This window comes from Streptomyces sp. STAM6 (assembly GCF_054963715.1).
This window is the reverse complement of the sequence record NZ_JBUEFZ010000048.1, coordinates 1-25,366: the sequence shown is the minus strand read 5'-3', so window position 1 is coordinate 25,366 and position 25,366 is coordinate 1. Positions and strand designations below refer to the sequence as shown.

General features: G+C 72.6%; 24 protein-coding genes. 11 read left to right on the top strand and 13 right to left on the bottom strand.

What is annotated here, in order from left to right; all coding sequences use genetic code 11:
* The first annotated feature begins 93 nt into the window (after positions 1–93).
* The 3 genes from ACY34K_RS31465 (at position 94) to ACY34K_RS31455 (ending at position 2,787) form a co-directional block, all read left to right on the top strand.
* The gene (locus tag ACY34K_RS31465) at positions 94–1,350 is read left to right on the top strand and encodes an FAD-dependent monooxygenase (protein WP_462753222.1); all 1,257 of its coding nucleotides are present in this window, start codon (positions 94–96) and stop codon (positions 1,348–1,350) included.
* On the top strand, positions 1,347–2,024 hold the full coding sequence (locus ACY34K_RS31460) for a pyridoxine/pyridoxamine 5'-phosphate oxidase (RefSeq protein WP_462753220.1): 678 nt from the start codon (positions 1,347–1,349) through the stop codon (positions 2,022–2,024). Before ACY34K_RS31465 ends, ACY34K_RS31460 begins: the two co-directional genes overlap by 4 nt.
* A gap of 88 nt (positions 2,025–2,112) precedes the next feature.
* Positions 2,113–2,787, top strand: coding sequence for a GOLPH3/VPS74 family protein (locus ACY34K_RS31455; protein ID WP_462753218.1), 675 nt, complete (start codon positions 2,113–2,115; stop codon positions 2,785–2,787).
* A gap of 251 nt (positions 2,788–3,038) precedes the next feature.
* Here the strand turns inward: ACY34K_RS31455 and ACY34K_RS31450 are convergent, their stop codons facing one another.
* Positions 3,039–3,446 carry a Zn-ribbon domain-containing OB-fold protein gene (locus tag ACY34K_RS31450; protein ID WP_462753217.1) on the bottom strand — a complete coding sequence of 136 codons (408 nt, stop codon included), beginning with the start codon at positions 3,444–3,446 and terminating at the stop codon, positions 3,039–3,041.
* Positions 3,443–3,898: a DoxX family protein gene (locus ACY34K_RS31445; RefSeq protein WP_462753215.1), complete on the bottom strand. Its 456-nt coding sequence runs from the start codon at positions 3,896–3,898 to the stop codon at positions 3,443–3,445. Before ACY34K_RS31445 ends, ACY34K_RS31450 begins: the two co-directional genes overlap by 4 nt.
* A 150-nt stretch (positions 3,899–4,048) precedes the next feature.
* Here ACY34K_RS31445 and ACY34K_RS31440 point away from each other — a divergent pair, with 150 nt between their 5' ends.
* From ACY34K_RS31440 to ACY34K_RS31425, 4 genes are all read left to right on the top strand, one after another.
* Positions 4,049–5,293 carry a flavin-containing monooxygenase gene (locus ACY34K_RS31440; protein ID WP_462753213.1) on the top strand — a complete coding sequence of 415 codons (1,245 nt, stop codon included), beginning with the start codon at positions 4,049–4,051 and terminating at the stop codon, positions 5,291–5,293.
* Positions 5,294–5,811: 518 nt separating this feature from the next.
* The gene (locus ACY34K_RS31435) at positions 5,812–8,034 is read left to right on the top strand and encodes an acetate--CoA ligase family protein (RefSeq protein WP_462753211.1); all 2,223 of its coding nucleotides are present in this window, start codon (positions 5,812–5,814) and stop codon (positions 8,032–8,034) included.
* A gap of 100 nt (positions 8,035–8,134) precedes the next feature.
* On the top strand, positions 8,135–8,974 hold the full coding sequence (locus ACY34K_RS31430) for an enoyl-CoA hydratase/isomerase family protein (RefSeq protein ID WP_462753209.1): 840 nt from the start codon (positions 8,135–8,137) through the stop codon (positions 8,972–8,974).
* A 19-nt stretch (positions 8,975–8,993) separates the two neighbouring features.
* A complete protein-coding gene (locus tag ACY34K_RS31425; protein WP_462753251.1) occupies positions 8,994–9,632 on the top strand; it encodes a flavin reductase family protein in 639 nt (212 codons plus the stop codon).
* A gap of 230 nt (positions 9,633–9,862) precedes the next feature.
* Here the strand turns inward: ACY34K_RS31425 and ACY34K_RS31420 are convergent, their stop codons facing one another.
* Positions 9,863–10,792: a hypothetical protein gene (locus ACY34K_RS31420; protein WP_462753207.1), complete on the bottom strand. Its 930-nt coding sequence runs from the start codon at positions 10,790–10,792 to the stop codon at positions 9,863–9,865.
* A 67-nt stretch (positions 10,793–10,859) separates the two neighbouring features.
* Positions 10,860–12,161 carry an MFS transporter gene (locus tag ACY34K_RS31415; RefSeq protein WP_462753205.1) on the bottom strand — a complete coding sequence of 434 codons (1,302 nt, stop codon included), beginning with the start codon at positions 12,159–12,161 and terminating at the stop codon, positions 10,860–10,862.
* Between the two features lie 59 nt (positions 12,162–12,220).
* Between ACY34K_RS31415 and ACY34K_RS31410 the strand changes: the two genes are divergently transcribed.
* Positions 12,221–13,276, top strand: a complete 1,056-nt coding sequence (locus ACY34K_RS31410; protein ID WP_462753203.1) for a GlxA family transcriptional regulator — start codon at positions 12,221–12,223, stop codon at positions 13,274–13,276.
* 17 nt (positions 13,277–13,293) lie between these two features.
* Here the strand turns inward: ACY34K_RS31410 and ACY34K_RS31405 are convergent, their stop codons facing one another.
* Genes ACY34K_RS31405 through ACY34K_RS31395 form a run of 3 tightly spaced genes read right to left on the bottom strand, consistent with a single transcriptional unit; the run spans position 13,294 to position 16,390 of the window.
* Entirely contained in the window at positions 13,294–14,346 is a 1,053-nt protein-coding gene (locus tag ACY34K_RS31405; protein WP_462753201.1) for a Zn-dependent alcohol dehydrogenase, read from the bottom strand.
* Entirely contained in the window at positions 14,343–15,470 is a 1,128-nt protein-coding gene (locus tag ACY34K_RS31400) for an acyl-CoA dehydrogenase family protein (protein ID WP_462753198.1), read from the bottom strand. Before ACY34K_RS31400 ends, ACY34K_RS31405 begins: the two co-directional genes overlap by 4 nt.
* An 8-nt stretch (positions 15,471–15,478) precedes the next feature.
* Positions 15,479–16,390 (bottom strand): SDR family oxidoreductase, encoded by a 912-nt coding sequence (locus ACY34K_RS31395; RefSeq protein WP_462753196.1) that lies wholly within the window; start codon positions 16,388–16,390, stop codon positions 15,479–15,481.
* An 83-nt stretch (positions 16,391–16,473) separates the two neighbouring features.
* On the opposite strand from ACY34K_RS31395, the gene ACY34K_RS31390 reads away from it, so the two are divergent.
* The gene (locus tag ACY34K_RS31390; RefSeq protein WP_462753194.1) at positions 16,474–17,400 is read left to right on the top strand and encodes a cyclase family protein; all 927 of its coding nucleotides are present in this window, start codon (positions 16,474–16,476) and stop codon (positions 17,398–17,400) included.
* Between the two features lie 212 nt (positions 17,401–17,612).
* Here the strand turns inward: ACY34K_RS31390 and ACY34K_RS31385 are convergent, their stop codons facing one another.
* The 4 genes from ACY34K_RS31385 to ACY34K_RS31370 all read right to left on the bottom strand — a co-directional run bounded on the left by ACY34K_RS31385 (position 17,613) and on the right by ACY34K_RS31370 (position 21,836).
* A complete protein-coding gene (locus ACY34K_RS31385; RefSeq protein WP_462753192.1) occupies positions 17,613–18,113 on the bottom strand; it encodes an ATP-binding protein in 501 nt (166 codons plus the stop codon).
* 513 nt (positions 18,114–18,626) lie between these two features.
* Positions 18,627–19,508, bottom strand: coding sequence for an acyl-CoA dehydrogenase family protein (locus ACY34K_RS31380; protein WP_462753190.1), 882 nt, complete (start codon positions 19,506–19,508; stop codon positions 18,627–18,629).
* 4 nt (positions 19,509–19,512) lie between these two features.
* Positions 19,513–20,646, bottom strand: a complete 1,134-nt coding sequence (locus ACY34K_RS31375; RefSeq protein WP_462753188.1) for an acyl-CoA dehydrogenase family protein — start codon at positions 20,644–20,646, stop codon at positions 19,513–19,515.
* Positions 20,646–21,836, bottom strand: a complete 1,191-nt coding sequence (locus tag ACY34K_RS31370; protein ID WP_462753186.1) for an amidohydrolase family protein — start codon at positions 21,834–21,836, stop codon at positions 20,646–20,648. Before ACY34K_RS31370 ends, ACY34K_RS31375 begins: the two co-directional genes overlap by 1 nt.
* 139 nt (positions 21,837–21,975) lie before the next feature.
* Between ACY34K_RS31370 and ACY34K_RS31365 the strand changes: the two genes are divergently transcribed.
* Positions 21,976–23,514: a class I adenylate-forming enzyme family protein gene (locus ACY34K_RS31365; protein ID WP_462753184.1), complete on the top strand. Its 1,539-nt coding sequence runs from the start codon at positions 21,976–21,978 to the stop codon at positions 23,512–23,514.
* Here ACY34K_RS31365 and ACY34K_RS31360 read toward each other — a convergent pair.
* A complete protein-coding gene (locus tag ACY34K_RS31360) occupies positions 23,511–24,029 on the bottom strand; it encodes an EF-hand domain-containing protein (protein ID WP_462753182.1) in 519 nt (172 codons plus the stop codon). The genes ACY34K_RS31365 and ACY34K_RS31360 overlap by 4 nt on opposite strands.
* A gap of 31 nt (positions 24,030–24,060) precedes the next feature.
* Complete coding sequence (locus ACY34K_RS31355) at positions 24,061–24,432, bottom strand: STAS domain-containing protein (RefSeq protein ID WP_462753249.1); 372 nt, start codon at positions 24,430–24,432, stop codon at positions 24,061–24,063.
* A 216-nt stretch (positions 24,433–24,648) separates the two neighbouring features.
* Between ACY34K_RS31355 and ACY34K_RS31350 the strand changes: the two genes are divergently transcribed.
* Positions 24,649–25,230 (top strand): sigma-70 family RNA polymerase sigma factor, encoded by a 582-nt coding sequence (locus ACY34K_RS31350; RefSeq protein ID WP_462753180.1) that lies wholly within the window; start codon positions 24,649–24,651, stop codon positions 25,228–25,230.
* The last annotated feature ends 136 nt before the right edge of the window (positions 25,231–25,366 follow it).

Here is a 25,366-nt window from a genome sequence, read left to right as displayed (position 1 = left end):
CAAACGTATGGGACGCTTGTACAGTCGTGTCACCGAGCGGCGGACCCGGCACGGACCGCGGTCCGCCCCACCTCCACACGACCGGGAGCCCCGATGTCCGAGCGGCCACACCTCGTGAACAAGACGGTCCTGATCTCCGGCGCCTCGATCGCCGGCCCCGCCCTCGCCCTCTGGCTGCACCGCTACGGCTTCGTCCCGACCGTCGTCGAGCGCGCCCCCGCACCGCGCCCCGGCGGCTACAAGGTCGACCTCCGCGGCACGGCCGTCGAGGTCTGCGCCCGGATGGGAATCCTGGACGACGTCCGCGCCAAATCCACGGACATGGCGGGCGGTTCGTACGTCGATGACAACGGCCGGACCGTCGGGGAGCTGCCGGCCGACCTCTTCGGCGGCCGCGTCGACGGCGACGACGAGATCATGCGCGGCGATCTGGCCCGCATCCTGTACGAGCACACCCGCGACGACGTCGAGTACGTCTTCGGCGACTCGATCGCCTCGCTCGACGAGGACGCGGACGGCGTCACCGTCACCTTCGTGAGCGGTGTCCGTCGCCGCTTCGGCCTGGTGGTCGGCGCGGACGGGATGCACTCGCACACCCGGCGGCTGGTCTTCGGCGACGAGGAGCGGTTCAGCCGGCACCTGGGCGCGTACATCTCCGTCTTCACCGCGCCCAACCACCTCGGCCTCCGGCGCTGGGAGACGTTCCACGCCCTCCCCCACCGGCTGGTCTTCGCCTACAGCTCGGCGGGCGAGTCGACCGCGAAGAACGGCTTCGTCTTCGCGGCGCCGGAGAAGCTCGCGTACGACCACCGGGACACCGGCGCGCAGAAGCGACTGCTGGCCGACGCCTTCGCGGACGGGGGCTGGGAGATCCCCCGGCTCCTCGAACACGCCGCCGCGGCCGACGACTTCTACTTCGACTCCCTCAGCCTGATCGAGATGGACCGCTGGTCCAGGGGCAGGGTCGCGCTGATCGGCGACGCCGCGCACTGCGCCTCCCCCGCGTCCGGACAGGGCACGGGCCTCGCGCTGATCGGCGCGTACGTCCTGGCCGGCGAACTCGCGGCCGCTCACGGCGACCACACGGTGGCCTTCGAGCGCTACGAGGCCCTGATGCGGCCGGGCGTCGAGCTGAACCAGAGGTTCGCGGAGAGCTTCACCAAGGAGATGACCCTCTCCTCGCGGCGGAAGATCGCCCTGCGGATGTTCATGGTGCGCACCCTCCCGCGCACGCCGTGGAAGAACCTGATCGCGAGGAAGATCCGCGCGGACCTCCAGAAGGCCGCACACGCGTGCCCTGCGGGGGATTACCGCGCTTACGAGGTCCGTGGCGTGAAGATGGGCGCATGAGCGAACCCCGATCCGAGCCACGGTTCCGTGCCGCCCTGCACTCCCTGCGCGTCTGGGACACCGAATTGCCCTACTTCGACCCGGCCGGCGCCCCGGACGCCCCGCTGCCGCTCTTCCACGAGTGGTTTCTGTCGGCGGTGGCGGCCGGCCAGACCGAGCCGCACACGATGTCGCTGGCCACGGTCGACGCGGACGGCCGGCCCGACGTACGGACGCTGATGCTGCACGACGCCGACGAGCGCGGCTGGCACTTCGCCTCGCACGCCACCAGCGCGAAGGGCCGCCAGCTGGCCGCCCGTCCGGACGCGGCGCTCGGTTTCTACTGGGCGGCGCAGGGCCGCCAGATCCGGGTGCGGGGCCAGGTCTCGACGGGCACTCCCGAGGAGGCCCACGCCGACCTCCGCGCCCGCTCCACGGGGGCGCTGGCCGCGGCCATGGTGGGTCACCAGAGCGAACCGCTGGACTCCCGCGAGACGCTGGCCCGGGCGAACGAGGCGGCCTGGCACCGCGCCGAGGCCGAGCCCGACGCCGCCGTGGAGACCTGGACCGTCTACGTACTCGACCCGCACGAGGTGGAGTTCTTCCAGGGCGACGACCTCCGCCGCCATCTGCGGCTGCGCTACCGCCGCCTGCCGGACGGCACCGGCTGGGAGCGGGAGTTGCTCTGGCCGTAGGCCGTGCCGACGCCCGTGCGCCCCTTCCGCAACCCGAAGGACCGTTTCGGCGTCGACACAAGTGACCGCACGATCAAAGGGGCTGGGTATGACCGTCACGCTGGCCGAGGAAGTCACGCTGCTCTCGCTGGACGACACGTCGGGCGCGGTGCAGGAGGGCCCGGCCGCCGGGTGGGCCGCCGCCGGGGGCATTCTGCTGGAGCTGGCCATGGCAGGGCGGGTGACGGTGGCCGACGGACGGCTGGCGGTGAGCGACCCGACGCCGACCGGGAACGACCTGCTCGACGGACGGCTGAAGCAGCTCGGCGAGTGGCTCGACCGCGGCGGCCGGCGCAAGGCGACCGACTGGCTCGCGAAGGACCAGCCGAAGGCGCTGCCGGCAGCGGTGGAGGCCCTGTGCGAGCGGGGGCTCGTCATGGAGGAGCGGCGGAAGGCGCTCGGCATCTTCACGGTGCGGCGCTACCCGGAGGCGGACGGTTCGGTGGAGCGCGCGCTGCGCGAACGGCTGGCGGCCGTGGTGCTGGACGGCGCCCGGCCGGACGAGCGCACGACGGGCCTGGTCGCGCTGCTGCACGCGGCACGGCTGCACAAGCTGGCGTTCCCCGCGTTGCCGGCGGAGCAGGTGAAGCCGCGTATGAAGGAGATCGCCGACGGGCAGTGGGTGGGCGAGGGCATCCGCCGGGCTCTGCGCGAGATGCAGGCCGTCGCGGCACTCATGATGATCACGACCATCACGACGACGACCATCACCACGACGAGCTGAGACCCCGCGCGCCCGGGATCGCGGCGCGCCGAGACCCCCGCGCGCCCGAGTTCCGGCGCGCCCGGGAGCGGCGCGCTGAGACCGGGACGGGAGCGGCACGGGAGCGACGGGCTGGGACGGGGCCGGGAGCGACGGGCTGGGACCGGCACGGGAGCGGCACGGGAGCGACGGGCTGGGACGGGGTCGGGAGCGACGGGCTGGGATCCGGACGGGAACGGCGCGCTGAACCGGGACGGGAGCGGCGGCAGTGCTCAGCCGTCGGTGTACGGCCGGAACACCGGGACCGCCGTCCCGTCGTCCGCCGGCCGGAAGGCGACCTCCAGGGCCATGCCGATCCGCAGTTCCTCCGCGGGGCAGTCGATGATCTCGGTCATCATGCGTGGGCCTTCCGCGAGGTCGACGACGGCGGCCGTGTAAGGCGTGCGCGCGCCGAAGGGCGGCAGGTCGTTGCGGTGGACGACGGACCAGGTGTAGAGCGTGGCGCGGCCGCTCGCCCGCTCCCAGCCGGTGTCGTCGCTCCAGCAGTGGGGGCAGAACTCGCGCGGGTAGTGGTGGGCCTTTCCGCAGGCGCGGCAGCGGACGACGAGCAGTCGCCCCTCGGCGGCCGCGTCCCAGTAGGGCCGGGTGAAGGTGTCGATGTCGGGGGTGTCCGCGTTCATGCGCCGAACCATCCGAGCGCGCCGTCCAGGGACCACGTCTGCCACGCCATGGCGAAGAGGGCGACGAGCGAGATCAGCGCCATCATCGCGTTCTGCCCCTGCTCGGCCCAGTCGTGGATCATCAGGACGAAGTAGAGGAGATTGAGGACGAGGCCTCCGGCGAGGGCCACCGGGGTGAGGAAGCCGCTGGTCAGGCCGAGGCCGATGGCGAGTTCCGCGTGGACGACGAGGTGCGCCATGGCCCTGGGGCGGGGCGCGACGACCTTGTCGAAGCCGGTCCTCACGGCGCGCCAGCGGTGCTCGGCGGCGACGTCGGCCGCCCAGGCGATGCCGGTGCCGCGCTCGAACCAGCCCTTCTTGTCCTTGTGGCGCCAGCTCTCCAGCCACCACAGGCCGAGGCCGATCCGCAGGACGGCGAGCCATTCGGCGCCGCTGAGCCAGATGGTCTGCATTCCGGAGCCTCCTCATCTTATCTGACGGTACGTCAGTTCACTGGACGTCCCGGCCGGGGCGCAAGGGGGCCGCGGGCGTGACCCTTTCGCAACCGATTCACCCCCCGGGCCGGGTCCCGCGCCGTGATCACACCGTTACGCTCGGCGTTCATGGCTCACACCTCCCAGCACGAAAGACCGGTCCATGTCATCGGCGCCGGGCCGGGCGGCCTCGCGGTGGCCGTCGCGCTGCGCGAGCGCGGCGTCCGCGCCGTCGTCGTGGAGAAGGCCGAGAGCGTCGGCGACTCCTGGCGCCACCACTACGACCGGCTCCGGCTGCACACGACACGGCGGCTGTCCGAGCTGCCGGGCCTGGAGATGCCGCGCTCCTTCGGCCGCTGGGTGGCGCGGGACGACGTGGTGCGTTACCTGGAGGAGTACGCCGACGTGCACGAGCTGGACATCGTGACGGGCGTCGAGGTCCACCGGGTCGAGCACGCGCAGGACGCGCCCCCGGACTGCCGGTGGGTCCTGCACGCCACCGGCGGGCGGCGGCTCACGGCGCCGGCGGTCGTGGTGGCCACCGGCCACAACCACACGCCCCGGCTGCCCCCCTGGCCCGGCCTCGACACCTACGGCGGTGACCTGCTGCACGCCTGCGCCTACCGCGACCCGTCCCCCTACGCGGGCAAGGACGTCCTCGTCGTGGGCGCCGGCAACACGGGCGCCGAGATCGCCGTCGACCTCGCCGAGGGCGGCGCGGCGCGCGTGCGGCTCGCGGTCCGCACCGTGCCGCACATCGTGCGCCGGTCCACCGCGGGCTGGCCCGCACAGCTCACCGGGATCGCCGTGCGCCGGCTGCCGGTCGGGCTGGTGGACCGGGTCGCGCACCTGATGTGCCGGCTGACGGTCCCCGACCTGTCGGCGCACGGCCTGCCCCGCCCGGACACCGGGCTGTACTCCCGGGTGCGCGAGGGCGCGATCCCGGTCCAGGACGTGGGGCTGATCGACGCGGTGCGCGGCGGCCGGGTCGAACCGGTGGCGGCGGTCGAGTCGTTCACGCCCGGCGAGGTCGTCCTCGCGGACGGCTCCCGCCTCACCCCGGACAGCGTGATCGCGGCGACCGGCTATCGCCACTCCCTGGAGGACCTGGTCGGACACCTGGGCGTCCTGGACGACGGCGGCCGCCCGGTGGCACACGGCGCCCGCACGGCCCCCGGCTTGCCCGGTCTGTACTTCACGGGTTTCACCCACCCGATCAGCGGGACCCTCCGCGAACTGGCCATCGACGCACGCAAGATCGCGAAAGCGGCGGGTCGCGCGCTCGGTGGACGGGAGAAGGAACGGTCCGGAGACGGCCGGCCCTGGGGCCGGCGGCCCGCGGACGGAGCGCCGGACGCGGACCCGGGGGCGTGACGCGGACCCACCCGGAAGCCCGGGCGGGCGGACGACCGGATTGAGGACGGGCTTCGCCGCGCCCCTCTTCACGTGCGGGTCGACACGTGCGGGTCGAACGCAATGCTTCCCGGCCCACCCGTGTCGGCAGGACGCAGGAGGAGCGCGGTGCGCCGGCCCCGCCGTCGTACCAGCCGCCGTCCATGGTGCGGGGGCTCGCGGCTCTCCGGCACGCGCGCGACGGCGCAGCTCTTGGGGGCGACGAGGTCGACATGGGCAAGGAGGCCGACATGGACGAGGGGGGTCGACACGGACGACGGGGGGTCGCCCGAAGCCGTTGATCTCTCCCGGCGCCGGCGAGATCCGCTGCCGGGAGCCGCCCCTCCGGTCCGGGACGGCGAACGGAGGGCGGGGACCGGTACTCGATGGGCGACCTCCGGCGACGGAGGAAAGTTGCACGACTGTTCCTGACATCTCGTCAATTCGCTAATCTGACAGAGCGTCAGCTTTGTTGGACGACGAGCAGGAGCGGCGGAACGATGCTTGGATCAACCCACGGCACCTTCACCACCGACCTCCGCGCCCGAGTGGTGGCCTGCGGAGAGACCACCGGAGCCTCGGTCCACGGCATCGCCGCGGCCGAGGGCGACCTCGATGTCAGCGGCCGCCCGCTGTACGCGCCCGTTCCTGATCTGGACCGGTTGTTCCGGCCCGAGTCCGTGGCCGTCGTCGGCGCCTCCGACACCGAGGGCCGTCCCAACACCGGCATCACGAGGCAACTGCTCGCCTGGGCCGAGCGGGTCGGCGCCCGGATCCACCCCGTGCACCCGCACCGCACCACGGTCTTCGGCCTCGACTGCGTGCCCTCCGTGGCCGACCTGACCGGGCCCGTCGACCTGGCCGTGCTGCTGGTCGCCGACCCGCTGCCGGTCGTCGAGGAACTCGCGGTGGCCAAGGTGAAGTTCGCCGTGGCGTTCGCGTCCGGCTTCGCCGAGGCCGGCGAGGCGGGTGCCCTGGCGCAGGCCCGGCTCGCCGCCGCCGTCGAGCGCTCCGGGCTGCGGCTGCTGGGCCCCAACACCAACCTCAACGCATTCGAGGAGTTCCGCGACGACCTCGACGGACCGGCGATCGCGCTGATCACCCAGTCCGGCCACCAGGGCCGGCCCGTCCACAGCCTGCAGCAGCTGGGCGTACGCCTTTCCCACTGGGCGCCCACCGGCAACGAGGCCGACCTGGAGACCGCCGACTTCATCTCGTACTTCGCCGAGCGCCCCGAAGTGGGAGCCGTCGCCGCCTATGTGGAGGGACTCAAGGACGGCCGCTCCTTCCTCCTCGCCGCCGACCGGGCCGCCCGGCGCGGTGTCCCGGTCGTCGCCGTGAAGGTGGGCCGCACCGAGACCGGCGCGCGGACGGCCGCCTCCCACACCGGCAAGCTGACCGGCGCGGACCAGGTGGTGGACGCGGCCATGCGGCAGTTCGGCGTGATCCGGGTCGACGCGCTCGACGAACTCCAGGACACGGCCACCCTATTGGCGCGAGCACGCCCGCCCGCCGCCGACGGCGTCGTCGTCTATTCGATCTCCGGCGGTACGGGGGCCCATTTCTCGGACCTGGCGACGGCGGCCGGACTGAAACTGCCCGTCCTCTCCGCGGCCAGGCAGGACGAGCTCCACCAGTGGATCCCGGACTTTCTGAGCGTCGCCAACCCGGTCGACAACGGCGGCCATCCCGTGGGTGACCACCGCGGCCGGAAGATCATCGACGCGATCCTGTCCGACCCCGACGTCGGGGTGCTGATCTGCCCGATCACCGGCCCCTTCCCGCCGATGAGCGACAAACTCGCCCAGGACCTGGTGGACGCGGCGGAGACCACGGACAAACTGATCTGCGTGGTGTGGGGGTCGCCCGTCGGCACCGAGGCCGCGTACCGAGAGACCCTGCTCGGCTCCTCGCGCGTCGCCACCTTCCGCACGTTCGGCAACTGCATCACCGCCGTCAAGGCGTACCTGGACCACCACACGTTCACCCGGGCGTACCGCTCGCCCTTCGACGACGCTCCCCGCACCCCGTCCCCCTCGTTCCGCAAGGCACGGGCGCTGATGCGTCCCGGCCACCGGCTGAGCGAGCACGCGGCGAAGCAGCTGCTGCGCGCCTACGGCATCCGCGTACCGCGCGAACAGCTGGTGACCAGCGCGGCGGCGGCCGTCCGGGCGGCCGGCCCGGTCGGCTACCCCGTCGTGATGAAGGCGTCCGCCCCGCAGCTCGCCCACAAGACCGAACTGGGCCTGGTCAAGGTCGGCCTGACCTCCGCGAGCCAGGTCAGGGACGCCTACCGGGAGCTCACCGACATCGCCCGCTACGAGGGCTACGGCCTGGACGGCGTCCTGGTCTGCCAGATGGTCCAGCGGGGCGTCGAGATGGTCGTGGGCGTGACGCACGACGCGCTGTTCGGGCCCACCGTGACCGTCGGGCTCGGCGGTGTCCTCGTCGAGGTCCTGCGGGACACCGCCGTGCGCGTACCGCCCTTCGGCGAGGACCAGGCGCGGGCCATGCTCGGCGAACTGCGCGGACGGCCCCTCCTGGACGGGGTCAGGGGAGGACCGCCCATGGACGTGGACGCCCTGGTGGAGGTCGTGCTCCGGGTACAGCGGATGGCGCTGGAACTGGGCGACGACCTCGCCGAACTCGACATCAATCCGCTGATGGTGCTGGAGCGCGGCCAGGGTGCCGTCGCCCTGGACGCCCTGGCCGTGTGCAGGTGAAAGGGCGGGCATGGGTGAGACGGCCCGCACGGGCAGCACGGCACGCACGGGCGAAAGGGCGAGTACGGGCAACACGGCACGCACGGGCGAAAGGGCACGCATGACTCCTCCCGCCGGCGGGGCCCCCGAAGAGCCGCTCGGAGAGCCGCTCGGGTCATGGGTCCTGCACTCCATCGACAACGGCGTCTCCCGGATCACCCTCAACCGTGCCGAAGCCCTGAACGCCCTCACCCCCGACCAGCGCGAGCGCGTCATCGAGCTGCTCGCCGCCGCCTCCGCCGACCCTGGTGTCCGGGTGGTCGTCCTCACCGGCACGGGCAAGGGGTTCTGCGCCGGGGCGGATCTGCGCGGCGCGTCCGCCGCACCGGGCAGACGGATCGCGGGGGACGTCGCCCGCACGATCCGGCTCGGCGCCCAGCGCCTCGTCGCCGCCGTCCTGGACTGCGAGAAGCCCGTGATCGCGGCCGTCAACGGCACCGCCGCGGGGATCGGCGCCCATCTCGCGTTCGCCTGCGACCTGGTCCTGGCCGCCGAATCGGCCCGTTTCATCGAGGTGTTCGTACGCCGCGGGCTGGTTCCCGACGGCGGCGGCGCGTACCTCCTGACGCGGCTCGTCGGGCCACGGCACGCGAAGGAGCTGATGTTCTTCGGCGACGCGCTGACTGCGGCGGACGCACAGGGCCTCGGCCTGGTGAACCGGGTCGTGCCGGACGGCGAGCTGGAGAAGACGGCGCGCGCCTGGGCGGAGCGCCTCGCGCAGGGCCCGACCCGTGCCCTCGCCCTCACCAAGCAGCTCGTCAACGCGTCCCTGGACGGCGACCGCGCCACCGCGTTCGCCGCGGAGGCCTCGGCTCAGGAGATCAACATGACGACGCACGACGCGAACGAGGGAGTGGCGAGCTTCGCGGCCCGCCGCGCCCCACGGTTCAGGGGTGAGTGACGTGATGGGACACGCCGGGATGGCCGCCACCGCCGTCCGCTACCTCAGGTCGGTCGGCGCCCCGACCTCGTCGGCGCCGCCGCCCCCGCTCCCCCGCCCCGCCCTTCGCGCGGTGCGCGACGACGAGCGGCCACCGGTCGACGCGGCGGAGTTCCGGCGGGTGCTGGGCCACTTCGCCAGCGGTGTCACGGTCGTCACGGCGCGGGGCGTCGAGGGCGGGGCCCCGGCCGGGTTCGCCTGCCAGTCCTTCGCCTCCCTGTCGCTCGACCCGCCGCTGGTCGCCTTCATGGTGGCCCGTACGTCGACGACGTGGCCGCGCATCGCCCGGGCCGGGGCGTTCTGCGTCAACGTCCTCGGCGCGGACCAGGGCGACCTGTGCCGAGCGTTCGCGGTGAGCGGGGCGGACAAGTTCGCCGGTGTCGGGTACGGGGCGGCACCGGCGACCGGTTCCCCGCGGCTGACGGGCGTCCCCGCCTGGATCGACTGCGTGATCCACGCGGTGCACACGGGCGGCGACCATCTGATCGTGGTGGGCCGGGTGGAGGCGCTGGGCGCGGCCGAAGGGGACCGGGAGCGGGACCCGGGGCCGCTGTTGTTCCACCGGGGCGGGTTCGGCGGCTTCCGGCCCGGTTCTCCGCCCGGCTCCGGAGCGTACTGAGCAGCTCTTTCACACCTTGCCCGATCCCTCGACAGTTGCGACATGGCAGCCAAGTGGAGACGACGAACGGATCCATGTCTCTTGAGTGGGCAGGCGTGCTCTCCGGGGCTTTTTCGCATGCCCCACGACCGTGTCCTGTGTGGTGGCGGCTCGCTGTCCCCTGTCACGGGGCGGGGTACGGGGAGTTGGATTGCTCCGGACGGAGGTCGGCGGCTGTGCTCTTGGGGCGCTCAGTCCCTCTTGCGGAGTTCGTTGAGGTCCATCGCGTCCGGGTCGCCGATGTACTCGTACAGCGTGATCCCGTCCGGCCCGCCGCCGATCTCCCACGTCCGCGTGGAGCAGCCCTCGATGGACATGGACACGTCCTGGTCCCAGGTGGTGTCCCCGCGCGCGTACGACCAGGTTCCCGAGCCCGTGCACTCCTCGCTGTCCTCGTCGAGGTCGTAGTGGTGGACGCGCCGGGCGCTCAGCGTGCCGTCCGCCGCGAGCCGCACCGAACCGCCCTCCCCGTCCGACCAGGTGCCGACGAGCTGTGCGCGGGACACCTCCGGCGGCCGGTACTCCTCGATGACACCGGTCGCCAGTCCGACGGTGCCCAGGACCGCGGCGGCGACGACGGCGGCCGTGCCGTGGAGCAGGGACCGGCCGAAGGCCCGGCCGAGGCCCAGGGTGGTCCGGCGCGCCGCCACCGGGCGCGCAGCGAGAGCCGGCACGGTCACGACCGCGGTGGTGACGAGCCAGAGCGGGACCAGGAACGACACGCTCGCCCGACCGGTCAGGAGTGCCGCCGGTCCCGTGCACACGGCCGCGACGACGGCGCCCGCCACCGGCACCCACCACCAGTTCTCGCGCCCGCCGGTCCGGCGCCCGAGCCACCCGCCGAGCCCGACCGCGGGGAGCACGCAGACCAGCGAGAACACAAAGCCGACGACCGCGCCCATGACCGCGAGGACCGGCAGGAAGAACAGACCGAGACCGGCGTTGTCGAACGCGACCGGCTCCCGCGTCACGGTGATCACGACGTTCACCGTGAGGCCGAACACCGTCGCGAAGAACAGCACCGTCATCGAGATCAGCAGCGCCCCGCCGTACCGGGCGAAGAACCCCCGCTCCGGTGCCGCCGGATGGTGTGCCCAGGGCACCACGACGTGCCGGGTCATCCGCAATCACCCCCTCCCACCTGCGATCCTCCTCTCCCGGGACAGGACGCTCGCAGCCGGGGTGCCGTTATGCGGCGGTCGGCCTCCGCCGGATCACCAGCGCCATCAGCGCCGCCGCGGCGCACAGGGCGCCCGAGGCGTACCAGACGACGTCGTAGGAGCCGAAGACGTCACGGGCCAGGCCGCCCGCGAAGGCCACGACCGCCGCACCGACCTGGTGGGAGGCGAGCACCCAGCCGAAGACGATGGCGCTGTCGTCGCCGTAGTGCTCACGGCACAGGGCGATGGTCGGGGGCACGGTGGCCACCCAGTCCAGGCCGTAGAAGACGATGAAGAAGACCATCGGCGGGTGGACGCCGGGGGCCAGCAGCATCGGCAGGAACAGCAGCGAGATGCCGCGCAGGGCGTAGTACACGGCGAGCAGGCGGCGGGTCTCGAAGCGGTCGGTGAACCAGCCGGACGCGATGGTGCCGACGACGTCGAAGACGCCGATGACCGCGAGGAGCGAGGCGGCGGCCGTGATCGGCATGCCGTGGTCGTGGGCGGCCGGCACGAAGTGGGTTTTGATCAGCCCGTTCGTCGAGGCGCCGCAGATCGCGAAGGTGCCGGCCAGGAGCCAGAACGGGCCGGTGCGGGCGGCGGAGAACAGCACCCCCACGGCGCGCCGTGCCGCCCCCGCGGCCGGGGCGGGCTTCGCCACGAACTCCGTCGAACCGTACGGTTTGAGCCCGACGTCCGCCGGGTGGTCGCGCAGCAGCAGCCATACGAAGGGCACGACGGCGAGCGCGGAGAGCGCGACCGTGACGGAGGCGGGGCGCCAGCCGTGGTCCTGCACGAGCCAGGACAGCAGCGGCAGGAAGACCAGCTGGCCGGAGGCGCTGGCGGCGGTGAGGATGCCGGTCACCAGGCCGCGCCGGGCGACGAACCACCGGTTGGTCACGGTGGCGGCCAGAGCCATGGCCATCGAGCCGGTGCCGAGGCCGACGAGCACGCCCCAGTAGAGGACGAGTTGCCAGGACGCGGTCATCCACACCGTGAGCAGGGAGCCGACGGCGATGACGGTCAGCGCGGCCGCCACGACCTGCCGCATCCCGAAGCGGTCCATCAGCGCGGCGGCGAACGGGGCCGTCAGGCCGTACAGGGCGAGGTTGACCGAGACGGCGAAGCCGATGGTGCCGCGCGACCAGTCGAACTCCTGGTGCAGGGGCTCGATCAGCAGGCCCGGCAGGGAGACGAAGGCGGCCGCGCCGATGATCGTCACGAAGGTGACGCCGGCGACGAACCAGGCGCGGTGGAAACGCGGGGTGGGGGGTGGCGCGGACGCCTCGGCGCCACGCACAGGTGTTGTCTGGGTCACGTCAGACAGCATCACGGAGCGATACACCACGAACCACTGGCCCGAATGACAGCCTTCGATAGGATCAGGCCATGACCGTGTCCGCTCCGCACCGCGTGGTCGTCCTGGCCCTCGCCGGTCTTCTCCCCTTTGAGCTCGGCATTCCCCACCGCATCTTCGGCCGCGCCAAGGACGCGTCGGGCCGCCGGCTGTACGAAACAGTCACCTGCGGGCTGGCCTCAGGACCGGTCCGAACCGATGCGGACTTCCTCATCTCGGTGGAACACGGCCCGGAGGCCCTCGCCACCGCCGACACGGTCGTGGTGCCCGCGTCGTACGAACTCGGCCCGGTGTACGAGGAGGGCAGGCTGACCGAGGAGCTGGCGGCGGCGCTGGCGCACATCCGGCCCGGCACCCGGCTCGTCTCCATCTGCACCGGCGGCTACGTGCTGGCGGCCGCCGGGTTCCTGGACGGCCGGCCCGCCACCACCCACTGGTGGCACGCGGACCACTTCCAGCGGCTGTTCCCGTCGATCAGGGTCGACCCGGACGTGCTGTTCATCGACGACGGCGACGTCCTCACGTCGGCCGGGGTCGCCGCCGGTGTGGACCTGTGCCTGCACATCGTGCGCCGCGACCACGGGACGGCCGTCGCCAACGAGGTGGCGCGCAGCACGGTCGTCCCGCCGTACCGGGACGGCGGCCAGGCCCAGTTCATCCAGCGGCCGCTGCCGGAACCCATGCTGGCGACCACCGCCGAGGCACGCGCCTGGGCGCTGGACCATCTGCACGAGCCGATCCGGCTGCGGGACCTGGCCGGGAAGGAGGCGATGAGCGTGCGGACGTTCACCCGCCGGTTCCGCGAGGAGGTCGGCACCAGCCCCGGCGAGTGGCTCACCCGGCAGCGGGTGGAGCGCGCCCGGCATCTGCTGGAGTCCACCGCCCTGTCCGTCGACCAGATCGCCCGCCGCACGGGTTTCGGCACCGCCCAGTCGATGCGCCAGCACCTGCAGGCCGTCCTCGGCGTTCCCCCGACCGTCTACCGCCGCACCTTCCGCCCCGCCGCAGGCACCGTCCCCGCCGCCGCTGCCCACGCCGCCGGAACCGCCCCTGCCGCCGCTGTGCCCGCCGGGGGCGGGGAGGCCTGACACGCGCCGCCGGACGGCTACCGGAACACCAGCACGCCCCGCGCCAGCCGCCCGTGGTGCGCGTCGTCCGCCGCCTTCTCGAAGTCCTCGACGGGATACGTCTCGGTGACGAGTTCGTCGAGCAGGAGCCGCCCGGACAGATAGAGGTCGGCGTAGAGCCGGATGTCGTGCTGGGGGCGCGAACTGCCGTACCGGCAGCCCAGGATGGATTTGTCCAGGAACATCGCGGCGGGAGCGAAGGTCGCCTCGGCCGTCGGCGCGGTCATGCCGAGCAGGACGGCCTGGCCGTGCCGGTCGAGCAGCTCGACGGCCTGGCGCACCAGGCCGGTGTGCCCCACGCACTCGAAGACGTGGTCGGCGCCGGTCGGCAGGACGTCCCGTACCCCGTCGGCCGAGGTGAGGAAGTGCGTGGCGCCGAACCGCCGCGCCATGTCCTCCTTCGCCGGGTTGGCGTCGACGGCGACGATCACGGGTGCCCCGGCGAGCCGGGCCCCCTGGAGCACATTGAGGCCGATGCCGCCCGCGCCGATGACGACGACCGTGTCCCCGCGGTCCACCTTCGCCCGGTTCAGCACGGCTCCGACGCCGGTGAGGACGCCGCAGCCGATGAGGGCCGCCGAGGTGAGCGGAACGGTGGGCGGGATCGGGACGGCCTGTACGGCGCGCACGACCGTGCGTTCCGCGAAGGCGGAGTGGGAGGCGAACTGGTGGACCGGCTGTCCGCCGCGGGTGAAGGGCCGTCCCGGCCGGCCGATCGCCCGGCGGCACATGGTGGGCCGGCCGCGGTCGCAGTCGGAGCAGGCACCGCAGTTGGCGAGTGTCGACAGCGCCACATGGTCGCCGGGCGCCACGTGCGTCACGCCGGGTCCGACCGCCTCGACGACACCCGCGCCCTCGTGCCCGAGCACGACCGGCACGGGGAACGGGATCGTCCCGTCGATCACCGACAGATCGCTGTGGCACAGCCCGGCGGCGGCGACGGCGACCAGCACCTCGCCGGGTCCCGGGTCGCGCACGTCCAGGTCGCCGACGACCCGGGCCCGCTCCCCGTCGAACACGACACCTCTCATCGCGGCCCCCTCGGCAGGCCGAGCACCCGCTCGGCGATGATGTTCCGCTGGATCTCGTCCGAGCCGCCGTAGATGGTGTCGGCCCGGCTGAACAGGAACAGCCGCTGCAGCTCGTCCACGTCGTACGCGCCCGGGGCCCACGTCCCCGGACCGGCCGCCGCCGCGGCGCCCCGCGCCTGCATCGCGAGCTCGCCGAGCCGCTGGTGCCAGCGGCCCCACAGCAGCTTGGCCACGCTCGGGGCGCCCGCGTCGCCGGATCCGCCGAGGGTCCGCAGGGCGTTCCACCGCATGGTCCGCAGCTCCGCCCACTGCCGTACGAGCCGGTCCTTGAGCACGGGGTCGGCGACCGCCCCGGACTCCACGGCGAGCCGCACCACCCGCCCGAGTTCCGCCTCGAACCCGATCTGCTGGACGAGCGTGGACACGCCCCGTTCCTCGGCGAGCAGGCCCATGGCGACGCGCCAGCCGTTGCCCTCGCCCCCGACGACGTCCCGTGCCTCGGCCCCGTCGAAGAACACCTCGTTGAACTCGGCCGTGCCGGACATCTGGCGGATGGGCCGCACCTCGATCCGGCCGGGCTGGTCCATCGGCGCGAGCAGGAACGACAGCCCCTGGTGACGGTGCGAACCGGGCTCGGTGCGGGCGAGGACGAAGCACCAGTCGGCGTCCCGGGCCAGCGAGGTCCAGATCTTCTGGCCGGTGATCCGGTAGGTGTTCCCGTCCCTGACCGCGGCGGTACGCAGCCCGGCCAGGTCCGAGCCGGCCCCGGGCTCGCTGTAGCCCTGGCACCAGAGTTCCTCGCCGCGGGCGATGCCCGGCAGATAGCGGCCCTGCTGTTCCGGGCTGCCGTGGGCGATGAGGGTGGGGGCGAGGAGCTTCTCGCCGATGTGGCCGGTGCGGCCGGGTGCGCCGGCGCGGGCGTACTCCTCGGCCCAGACGACCTGTTGGGTGAGGGTGGCGCGCCGGTTTCCGTAGGTGTCGGTGCGCCAGCCGAGTCCGATCCAGCCGTCCGCGCCGAGCTCCTGTTCCCAGGCCTTTCCGCCGGCGCGGCCGGGGTGGGCGGCGAGCCAGTCGCGCGCGACCCGCCGGAAGGCCTCGTCCTCGGCTCCGAATGCGAAGTCCATGCCGGTGCCTAGGCGTTCGGGCGGCTGTGGGCGGCCGCCGCCCTGGCCATGTCCTCCAGTTGCGCGAGGAGGGGCATGGGATCGGTGCCGACGGTGCCGGGCAGGAAGTCCGCGATCCGCTCGGGTGTCCAGGGGCCGTCGCTGTATCCGGCCCGCAGTTCGCGCGGCTGCGCCCAGACGGCGATCTTGGGGCCGGCGATCGTGTAGACCTGTCCGGTGATCTTCTCGGCGCGGGCCCGGTCGGAGAGCAGATAGACGACGAGGGCGGCGACGTCCTCCGGTTCGCCGATCTCCTTGAGCTCCATGGGGACGTTGGCCGACATGCGCGTGCGGGCCACGGGTGCGACCGCGTTCGCCGTCACGCCGTACTTGTGCAGGCCCAGCGCGGCGCTGCGGACGAGGGAGATGATGCCGCCCTTGGCGGCCGAGTAGTTGGCCTGGGCGACGGAGCCCTGGTGGTTTCCGCTGGTGAAGCCGATGAGGGTGCCGGTGCCCTGCTTGCGCATCACCGCGGCGGCGGCCCGGAAGACCGTGAAGGTGCCCTTGAGATGGGTGGCCAGGACCGGGTCCCACTCCTCCTCGGACATGTTGAACAGCATCCGCTCGCGCAGGATTCCGGCGACGCACACGGCACCGTCGATCCGGCCGTATTCGGCGAGCGCGGTGTCCACGATGCGCAGGCCGCCATCCATGGTGGAGATGTCGTCGGCGACGGCGACGGCCTCGCCGCCCGCCGCGTTGATCTCCTTGACGACCGCGGCGGCGACCTCGGATGTGGGCCGGGCGCCGTCGACACGGACCCCGTAGTCGTTGACGACGACACGGGCCCCCTCGGCCGCGCAGGCGAGGGCGACGGCCCGTCCGATGCCCCGGCCGGCTCCGGTCACGGCGACGACCTTGCCTGCCAAGAAGTTCCCCATGCCCGGCCCCTTCCCGCTCTTTCTGACGGTCCGTTAGATTTTATGGCCCGTCAGATGCGCCAGCACAAGCCCCGGGAGGGCCCATGTCACTGCCGGACGCGTTCCACGACATCGCCAAGCGCGTGAACAACTGGGGCCGCTGGGGCGGGGCGGACGAGATCGGGACGCTCAACCTGATCACCGACACGGTGGTACGGGAGGCGGCGGCGGCCGTCCGGGACGGCACCCGCGTCCCGCTCGCGCTCACCCTGGAGCAGGACGGTGTGCAGACCGGCGTCATCCCGGGCCGGGTCAATCCCCTCCACTCGATGGTGCAGATCAATCAGGAGATCTTCGGTCCGGGCACGGTCGCGACCAGCGACGACGTCGTGACCCTGGGGCTCCAGGCGGCGACCCACTGGGACGCGCTCACCCATGTCTCGCACTCCGGCCGCATCTACAACGGCCGGCCGGCCGACTCCATCACCGCGCACGGACGCGCCGCGTTCAGCGGTATCGACAAGGCCCGGCACATCGTTTCGCGCGGGGTGCTGCTGGACGTGGCGCGCGCCAAGGGCACCGACCGGCTGCCGGGCGACCACGCCGTGACTCCGGAAGACCTCGACGAGGCGGCCGACTTCGCCGGGGTGCGCGTACGGGCGGGCGACATCGTGCTCGTCAGGACGGGACAGATGCAGGTGTACCTGGCCGGCGACCGTCACGCCTACGCCTATCCGTCGCCAGGCCTTTCCGTCCGTACGCCCGAGTGGTTCCACGCCCGTGACGTCGCCGCCGTCGCGAACGACACCCTCACGTTCGAGATCTTCCCGCCGGAGGTGGAGAACCTGTGGCTTCCGGTGCACGCCTTGCATCTGGTCGAGATGGGCATGTTGCAGGGCCAGAACTGGAATCTGGAGACGTTGTCCACAGCCTGTGCACAGCGGGGGCGATACGCGTTCCTGCTCTCCGCGATGCCGGAGCCGTTCAAGGGAGCCACGGGGACACCGGTGGCACCGGTGGCGATTCTCTGACAGGCATCTCAGGGTGGCGGCGCACATGCGCGCCCCGAGCACGGCACGGCGGCCGCCACCCGGCTCCGGCGGACCTGCCTGCTCCTCTGCCACGAAGGCACCCGGAGGGAGCTGCCGCCGAGCCGCGACCCGCACTCGCCGAGGGCGTCAAGCCCTCGGCGTCCCCTCGCCACGAATCGCTGATCCAAGGGTGATCAGGTGGACACGACGCGTCAACACCTATTCGGAGATTTGCCCGCAAGAGTCCTATTTGTGACGGCGCGCACGGATTCGTACGCTCCCGGCTCACGCACCACTGCGGTCACCACCGGTGCGCCCCTGTCCACCTCGCACCAGATGCGTTTCCCCGCCCCTTCGGGCTGCCAGCCCCAGCGATCGGCGAGGCCGTCCACCAGTTCCAGACCGCGCCCGTTGGTGTCGTCGCCGTCGGCGTGGCGGGGGCGCGGCGGGCGGGCGCTGGTGTCGGCGACCTCCACCCGTACGGTGCCGGCCTCGGCCGCGCCCGCTCCGAAGAGCATCCGCAGGACGGCCGGACAGCCGGTGTGCACGACGGCGTTCGTGACGAGTTCGGAAATGAGCAGGACCAGGGTCTCGGCCAGCGGCTCGTCTTCCCCTATGCCCGAGCCGGCGAGCCGGGAGCGCGCCCATCTACGGGCACGCCCCACCTCCGCGGGGTCGGGTCCGATCTCCAACTGCACCTGAAGCACCTGCACCGCTCACACCATCCGAACCGGCGGACACATCGCCTCGTGTCTCACAGCGACCACAGCCGTAACAGTTGTCACTGAACGTGATTTCCTTGTGGGACAGCATGGTTGACGTACAGTCACCGCAACAAGCGCTTCGGGCATATTCCAGCGCGAAGGAGTACGCGTGGTGCATACTGTGCGACGCGCGCTGCGGGTAGTCGAACAGGGGGGCGCACAGCGCCTCCTGGGGGCACAAGCGGCAGGCACTCCGGGCTGCGGAGTTGCCGCACCGGCAACACCGGGACGCACCGGTCTCAGAACCACTCGCACCCCACGGAGCGTACCGGAGGCCGGTCCCGACTCCGGGCTGTGACGGCCCCGCGTAAGGACACAACCCGATATCAACGCTGCGTGACTTCGGGGCTCGGTTCGTCTCCGGGGCTCCCTGTCCGGTGCCGACGGTCGATCGCGCTCGGTCCGCCCGTGCCTCGTGACCCTCCGGGCGTCCTCCCTTCCGACACCGCGTCCCCCGCCGGCTCAGTCGACCCCGCGGGCCTCCAGGAGCCGGGCGGCCAGGATCTCCTCCGCCGCCTCCGCCCGCATTCCCCGCTCCGCGCGCAGCCAGGCCCTCTTGAGGTGGAGATGGACCTCGGCCTCCCAGGTGAAGCCCATGCCGCCGTACACCTGGAGGCAGTCCCGCGCGCCGCGCACCGCCGCCTCGTCGGCGAGCAGCTTGGCGGCCGCGATGTCCGCCGTGTCGCCGGTGACGGCGGCCGCGTGGACGGCGACGCGGGCGACCTCCACCCGGACCAGCATGTCGGCGCAGAGGTGCGCGACGGCCTGGAAGGCACCGATGGGCCGGCCGAACTGTTCGCGGTCGCGGGCGTGGCGCGCGGCCAGCTCCGTCGAACGGCCCGCGCTGCCGAGCTGTTCGGCGGCGGTGAGCAGCACGGCCACCGGGTCGGGAGGGCCGCCGGGGCGCGGGACCCGGTGCAGGGGGGTGAGCGGGTCGGCCGAGCGGACCGGCTCCGCGCCGTCGGCGTCGCCCTCGACGACGTCGGCCTCGTCCAGCCACTCCACCAGCGTGCCGTCCGCGGCGGTGACGACGGTGGCCCCTTCGGCGGCTCCCTCGACCCTTCCGGCCGCCAGATGGGTCGCGATCAGCGGGCCGGGCAGCAAGGCCCGCCCGGCCTCCTCGAAGACCGGTACGACCTCGGGGAGGCCGAGCCCCGTCCCGCCGTCCTTCTCGGGGAGCCGCAGGGCGAAGAACCCGGCGTCGCCGAGTTCCCGCCACAGGGCGCGGTCCAGGGTTCCCCTGCCGACCGCGTCGCGCAGCGCGTCGGGCCCGAAGCGCCGCCGCAGCAGCGCGCGCACCCCGCGCCGCAAGGCCTCCTGGTCCTCGGTGGGTTGGAAGCGCACGGTCTCACCGGCCCTTCGGCAGGCCGAGGATGCGCTCGGCGACGATGCTCCGCTGGATCTGCGAGGTCCCGGCGGCGATGGTGTACGAGAGGGAGTTCAGCCGTCCCTGCACCCAGGGGTGGTCCAGGTCGAGGCTTTCCGGGCCGAGCACGGCGGCGGCCGTGTCGTAGAGCTCCTGGCGTGCGTGCGAGTAGCGCAGCTTGAAGACGGAGCCGCCGACGCCGGGGGGCCCGCCGGTCGTCTCGGCCTCGCTGACGTTCCACTGGGTCAGCCGCCACAGTGCGCGGAACTCGGCGTTCAGCCGGCCGAGCCGGCGGCGCAGCCCGTCGTCGTCCCAGCGGCCGCTCGCGCGGGCCGCGCGGGCCAGCTCGCCGAGCACCCGCCGGCAGGCGACGACCTCGCCGACGAAGGCGGTGCCGCGTTCGTAGGAGAGCGTGACCATGGTGACGCGCCAGCCGTCGTTCTCCTCGCCCACGCGGTGGCCGACCGGCACCCGGACCCCGTCGAGGAACACCTCGGCGAACTCGGTGGACCCGGCGAGGGTGCGCAGCGGCCGCACGGTGACGCCCGGCGCGTCCATGGGCATGGCGAGCCAGGTGATGCCCCGGTGCCTGGGGGCCTCCGGGTCGGTCCGGACGAGGAGCTCGCACCAGTCGGCGACCTCGGCGTGCGAGGTCCAGATCTTCTGCCCGGACACCACGTAGTGGTCACCGTCGCGGACCGCCCGGGTCCGCAGCGCCGCCAGGTCGGAGCCGGCGTCCGGCTCGCTGAAGCCCTGGCACCACACCTCGTCGCCGCGGAGGATCGGGGGCAGCCACCGCTCCCGCTGGGCGGCCGTGCCCTCGGCCGCGATGGTCGGCCCGGCGTGCAGCAGCCCGACGAAGTTGGCGCCCACGTAGGGCGCGCCGGCCCGTTCGGTCTCCTCCAGGAAGATCAGCCGCAGGGTCGGGGACGCCTCCCAGTGGACGTCGGCGTATCCGGCGTCGTACAGCCGGCGCTGCCACCCGGTGTCGTAGGAGCGCCGCCCGGGCCAGTCGGCCGGGTCGGGCCTGGGCGGCAGGGTGGGCAGGACGGCGGTGAGCCACGAGCGCAGCCGCGCCCGGAAGTCCTCCTCCGCGTCGGTGTACGCCAGGTCCATCAGACGAGGTCCAGGCCGAGCATCCGGATCGCGTTGCCGCGCATCAGCTTGTACACGGTCTCGTCGTCGAGGCCCTTCACATGGTCGAGGGCGACGTCCTTGGTGTGCGGGAAGGTGGAGTCGACGTGCGGGTAGTCGGTCTCGAAGGTGGCGTTGTCGCGGCCCACGACGTCCAGCGCGGCGATGCCGTGCTTGTCGCGGAAGAAGCAGCAGAAGATCTGCCGGTAGTAGTACGTGGACGGGGGTTCCGGTACAAGGTCGCGGACGCCGCCCCAGGCCCGGTGTTCCTCCCACACGTCGTCGGCGCGCTCCAGGGCGTACGGGATCCATCCCATCTGTCCCTCGCTGTAGGCGAGCTTCAGGGCGGGGAACCTCACGAGGACGCCGGAGAAGAGGAAGTCCATCATCGAGGCCATGGCGTTGTTGAAGGACAGCGACGCCTGCACGGCGGGCGGGGCGTCCGGGGACGCGGCCGGCATCTGTGACGAGGACCCGATGTGCATGTTCACCACGGTGCCGGTCTCCTCGCAGACGGCGAAGAACGGGTCCCAGTAGCCGGAGTGGATGGACGGCAGCCCGAGGTGGGTGGGGATCTCCGAGAAGGTCACGGCCCGTACGCCGCGCGCCGCGTTGCGCCGGATCTCCGCCACGGCGAGACCGATGTCCCACAGCGGGATGATGCACAGCGGGATGAGCCGTCCGCCGCTGTCGCCGCACCACTCCTCGACCATCCAGTCGTTGTAGGCGCGGACGCAGGCGAGGGCGACCTCCTTGTCGTGGGCCTCGGCGAAGGTCTGGCCGCAGAAGCGCGGGAAGGTGGGGAAGCAGAGCGAGCCCTCGACGTGGTTGAGGTCCATGTCCTCCAGCCGGGCCTTGGGGTCCCAGCAGCCGCGCCGCATCTCTTCCCGGGTGATGCCCTCCAGCGTCATGTCGTCGCGGTCGAAGCCGACGGCGGCGATGTTGCGCTTGTACGGGAACCGCAGGTCCTCGTAGATCCACCAGTCGGCCGGCGGGCCGTCGGGGTCCATCGTGATCCGGTACTTGCCGCCGACGTAGGCGAGCTCGCCGATGCCGGTGGTCAGCGGCTTGGGCCCGCGGTCGCGGTACTTCGCCGGGAGCCAGGTCTCGAAGAGGTGCGCCGGTTCGATCACATGGTCGTCGACGCTGATGATCCGAGGCAGTTCCGTCATGACGCCTCCCGTGTCCGGACTCCGGTATCTGATGGCCCGTCAGAAATTAGGCTAGCCCCGCACCCCTGGACCGACAAGGCGCGCCGCCCTACGCTCGGCCCAGCATCTGACTGATCGTCAGGTACGAGGAGGCAGTCCCGTGACCGAGACCGCGCACGACCTGGGTGCCTCGCACACCCTGTGGGAGCTCGTCGAGCGCCGCGCCCGCCTCACCCCCGACCGGCCCGTCCTCCTCCAGGACGACCGCGCCCTCACCTTCGGCGGGCTGCGCGACCGCGCCGAGCGGACCGCGGCCGGGCTGTGGCGGCGGGGCGTCCGGCCCCGCACGGTGGTCGCCTGGCAGCTGCCCACCCGGATCGAGACGGTCGTCCTGTCCGTCGCGCTGGCCCGCATCGGCGCCGTACAGACCCCGGTGATCCCCTTCTACCGCGAACGGGAGACCGGCTTCGCACTGCGCGAGTCCAAGGCCGCGTTCTTCGCCGTGCCCGGCGAGTGGCGCGGCTTCGACCACACCGCCATGGCCCGCCGGCTCGGTGCGCGCGGCGTCTTCGAGGCCTACCGCGACCTGCCCGAGGACGACCCGGCCGTGCTTCCCGCACCCCCCGCCTCCGGCACCGACGTGCGCTGGATCTACTGGACGTCCGGCACCACGTCCGACCCCAAGGGCGTCCTGCACACCGACCGCTCACTGATCGCGGGCGGCTCCTGCCTGGCCCACGCCCTGCGGCTGACGGCGGACGACGTCGGCTCGATCGCCTTCCCCTTCGCGCACATCGGCGGGCCCGACTACCTCGTGATGCTGCTGCTGTACGGGTTCCCGGCGGTGCTGTTCGAGAAGTTCGCCCTGCCCGAGGCGCTGGAGACCTACCGCAAGCACGGGGTGACCACGGCCGGCGGGTCCACCGCCTTCTACACGATGTTCCTCGCCGAGCAGCGCGAACAGCCCGGCGAGAAGGTCATACCGACCCTGCGGCTGCTGGCCGGCGGCGGCGCGCCCAAACCGCCCGAGCTGTACCACGAGGTCGTCCGCGAGATGGGCTGCCAACTCACCCACGGCTACGGCATGACCGAAGTCCCCATGATCACCATGGGGGCGCCGGACGACACCGCCGAGAACCTGGCGACCACCGAGGGCCGGCCGCCGGAAGGCATGGAGATACGCGTCGTCGACGGCGAGGTGCGGCTGCGCGGCGAGGCGGTGTGCCGGGGCTACCTGGACCCGGCGCAGACCGCCGAGGCGTTCGACGCCGACGGGTTCTTCCGCACCGGCGACCTCGGCCGCGTCACCGCGTCCGGCCACCTCGTCCTCACCGGACGCCTCAAGGACGTCATCATCCGGAAGGGCGAGAACATATCGGCCAAGGAAGTCGAGGACCTGCTCCACCGGCACCCGGGCGTGCGCGACGCGGCCGTGATCGGGCTGCCCGACCCCGAGCGCGGCGAACGCGTCTGCGCGGTCGTCGAACAGCCCCCGGACGCCGAGCGGCTCACGCCGGCGGCCGTGACCCGCTTCCTGCGCGCCGAAGGGCTCGCCACACACAAACTGCCCGAACAGCTGGAGATCGTGGACGCGCTGCCGCGCAACGACACTCTCCGCAAGGTGCTCAAGTACAAACTGCGCGAGCGCTACGCGAACACGGCCGGGCCCGGCACTCCCCGGGGAACGGACCCGCCCTAAGGCTCCTGCGTCATGAAGTAGCGGGCGAAGGCGGTGACCGCCTCTTCCTCGCCGACGGTGCCCGTGCGGTCCGTGTCCAGCGACTCGGCCACCAGCGCGGCCGTGTGCGGCTCCACACCCAGTACGAGCAGGGCGCGCTCCAGTTCGCCGGTCCCGGGGCGACCGTCACCGTCCTGGTCCGCCACCGCGAGCACGGCGCGCACGAAGGGGCGGGCGATCTCCGCGAACCGCTCCGGGTTGTCGCGCAGCCGCTTCACCGCGCCGCTCACGAACTCCTCGCGGGTGACCCGCTGGTCGCCGTCCACGTCCGCGATCCCCGCCAGCCCCTGCCAGAACGCCTCGGCGCCGCCCGACAGGGCCTGGCCCTTGTCGGAACGGAAGGGCGTGCCGAACTCGCCGAGCAGCCGGATGGCCGCGGTCGTGAAGTCCTCGCGGGAGATATAGCCGTTGCCGTCCTGGTCGAAGGCGGCGAACCGGGAGGCGATGCGGCGCTGGTACAACTCCTCTGCGTCCATGCCGGGAGAGTACGACCTCAGCGGTTCGGCGTCACGCGGAGAGCGGTTCCGCCTGCTCTCCCGTGGCGGACGCCACGTCCTGGTACACCGCGAACAGCCGCCGTACGCCGAGGGCCGCGAGGACCCGGTTGACGTGCGAGCCCTCGGTGGCGCCCTGCGCCGGCAGTATCAGCCGGAGCCGGCCGCGGCAGGAGTGCAGCAGCCGCCGGGCGGCGATCAGCACACCGACGCCGCTGGAGTCGCAGAACCGCACCCGGGACAGGTCGAGCACGAGGTCGTGGCGCCCCTCGGCGACCGCGTCGTGCACCCGGCGGCGGACGACGGGCGAGGAGACCAGATCGAGCTCGCCCCGGATGCTCAGCACCGTCCAGGCGCCGTGCTCGGCCTCGTCCACCGTAAGCATCGTCACGCGCCTTACCCTTCGTCGAACCGGCGAACCGGAGGCAGTGCTTCCTTCCGCCGCTGCTGCCCCTTCCCGACCCCATGAAACACGATCCACCCTCAGTGACGGTTTCCTTACCACCGGGGGTCCGCAACCCGGGCGTACTTGCCGCAAAGGCAGATACACGGCCGGTACCGGGCAGTACATTCGGTGGGAGTCGGTTCGGGAGGACTCCGTATGGCGAAGGACACACCACCGCGCTGGGACCGCAGGATGCAGCAGCGGCTGGCGCGCGGCGAGGCCGCGGCGCTCGGTGAGCTCTACGACCGCTTCGCCTCTCTCGTCCACAACACCGCCCACCGCGTGCTCGACGACGAACAGTCCGCCGACCAGGTCACCCGCGAGGTCTTCGGCTACGTCTGGGAGAACCCGGACGCCTACGACCCCCGGCGCGAGGGCTCGATGCGGTCCTGGATCGCCCGGCTCACCCGCAGCCAGGCCGTGCACCGTCTCCGCCAGACGGAGACGGCCGCGTTCACGGAGAGCGGCGGCTCGGCGGAGGAGCTGGAGCAGAAGGTGCGCCGGGCGGCCGTCGCGGCACGCGCGGACTACATCGTCACGTCCATGCCCGCACCCCTGCGCAAGGCCCTCGAACTGGCGTACTTCCAGCGCAGGGACTACCGCCAGACCGCGGCGGACCTCGGGGTGACCGAGGACGAGGCGCGGCGCCGGCTGCGGCTCGGGCTGCAACTGCTGTCCACCGCGAACACCCGGCCCCTGGAGGGCTCGTCGCCGCCCGGACGCGGGAACACGTGGTGACCGGGCCCTTCGACGGCGGTGGCCGCGACGACGGCCACGAGGGGTACGACGGACCGGAGGAAGTGCGGCGCGTGCCGCGCATACCGCCTCCGCGGCAGGCCGCCGAGGACCGCTACTCCGAGCTGCCCGCTCCCCC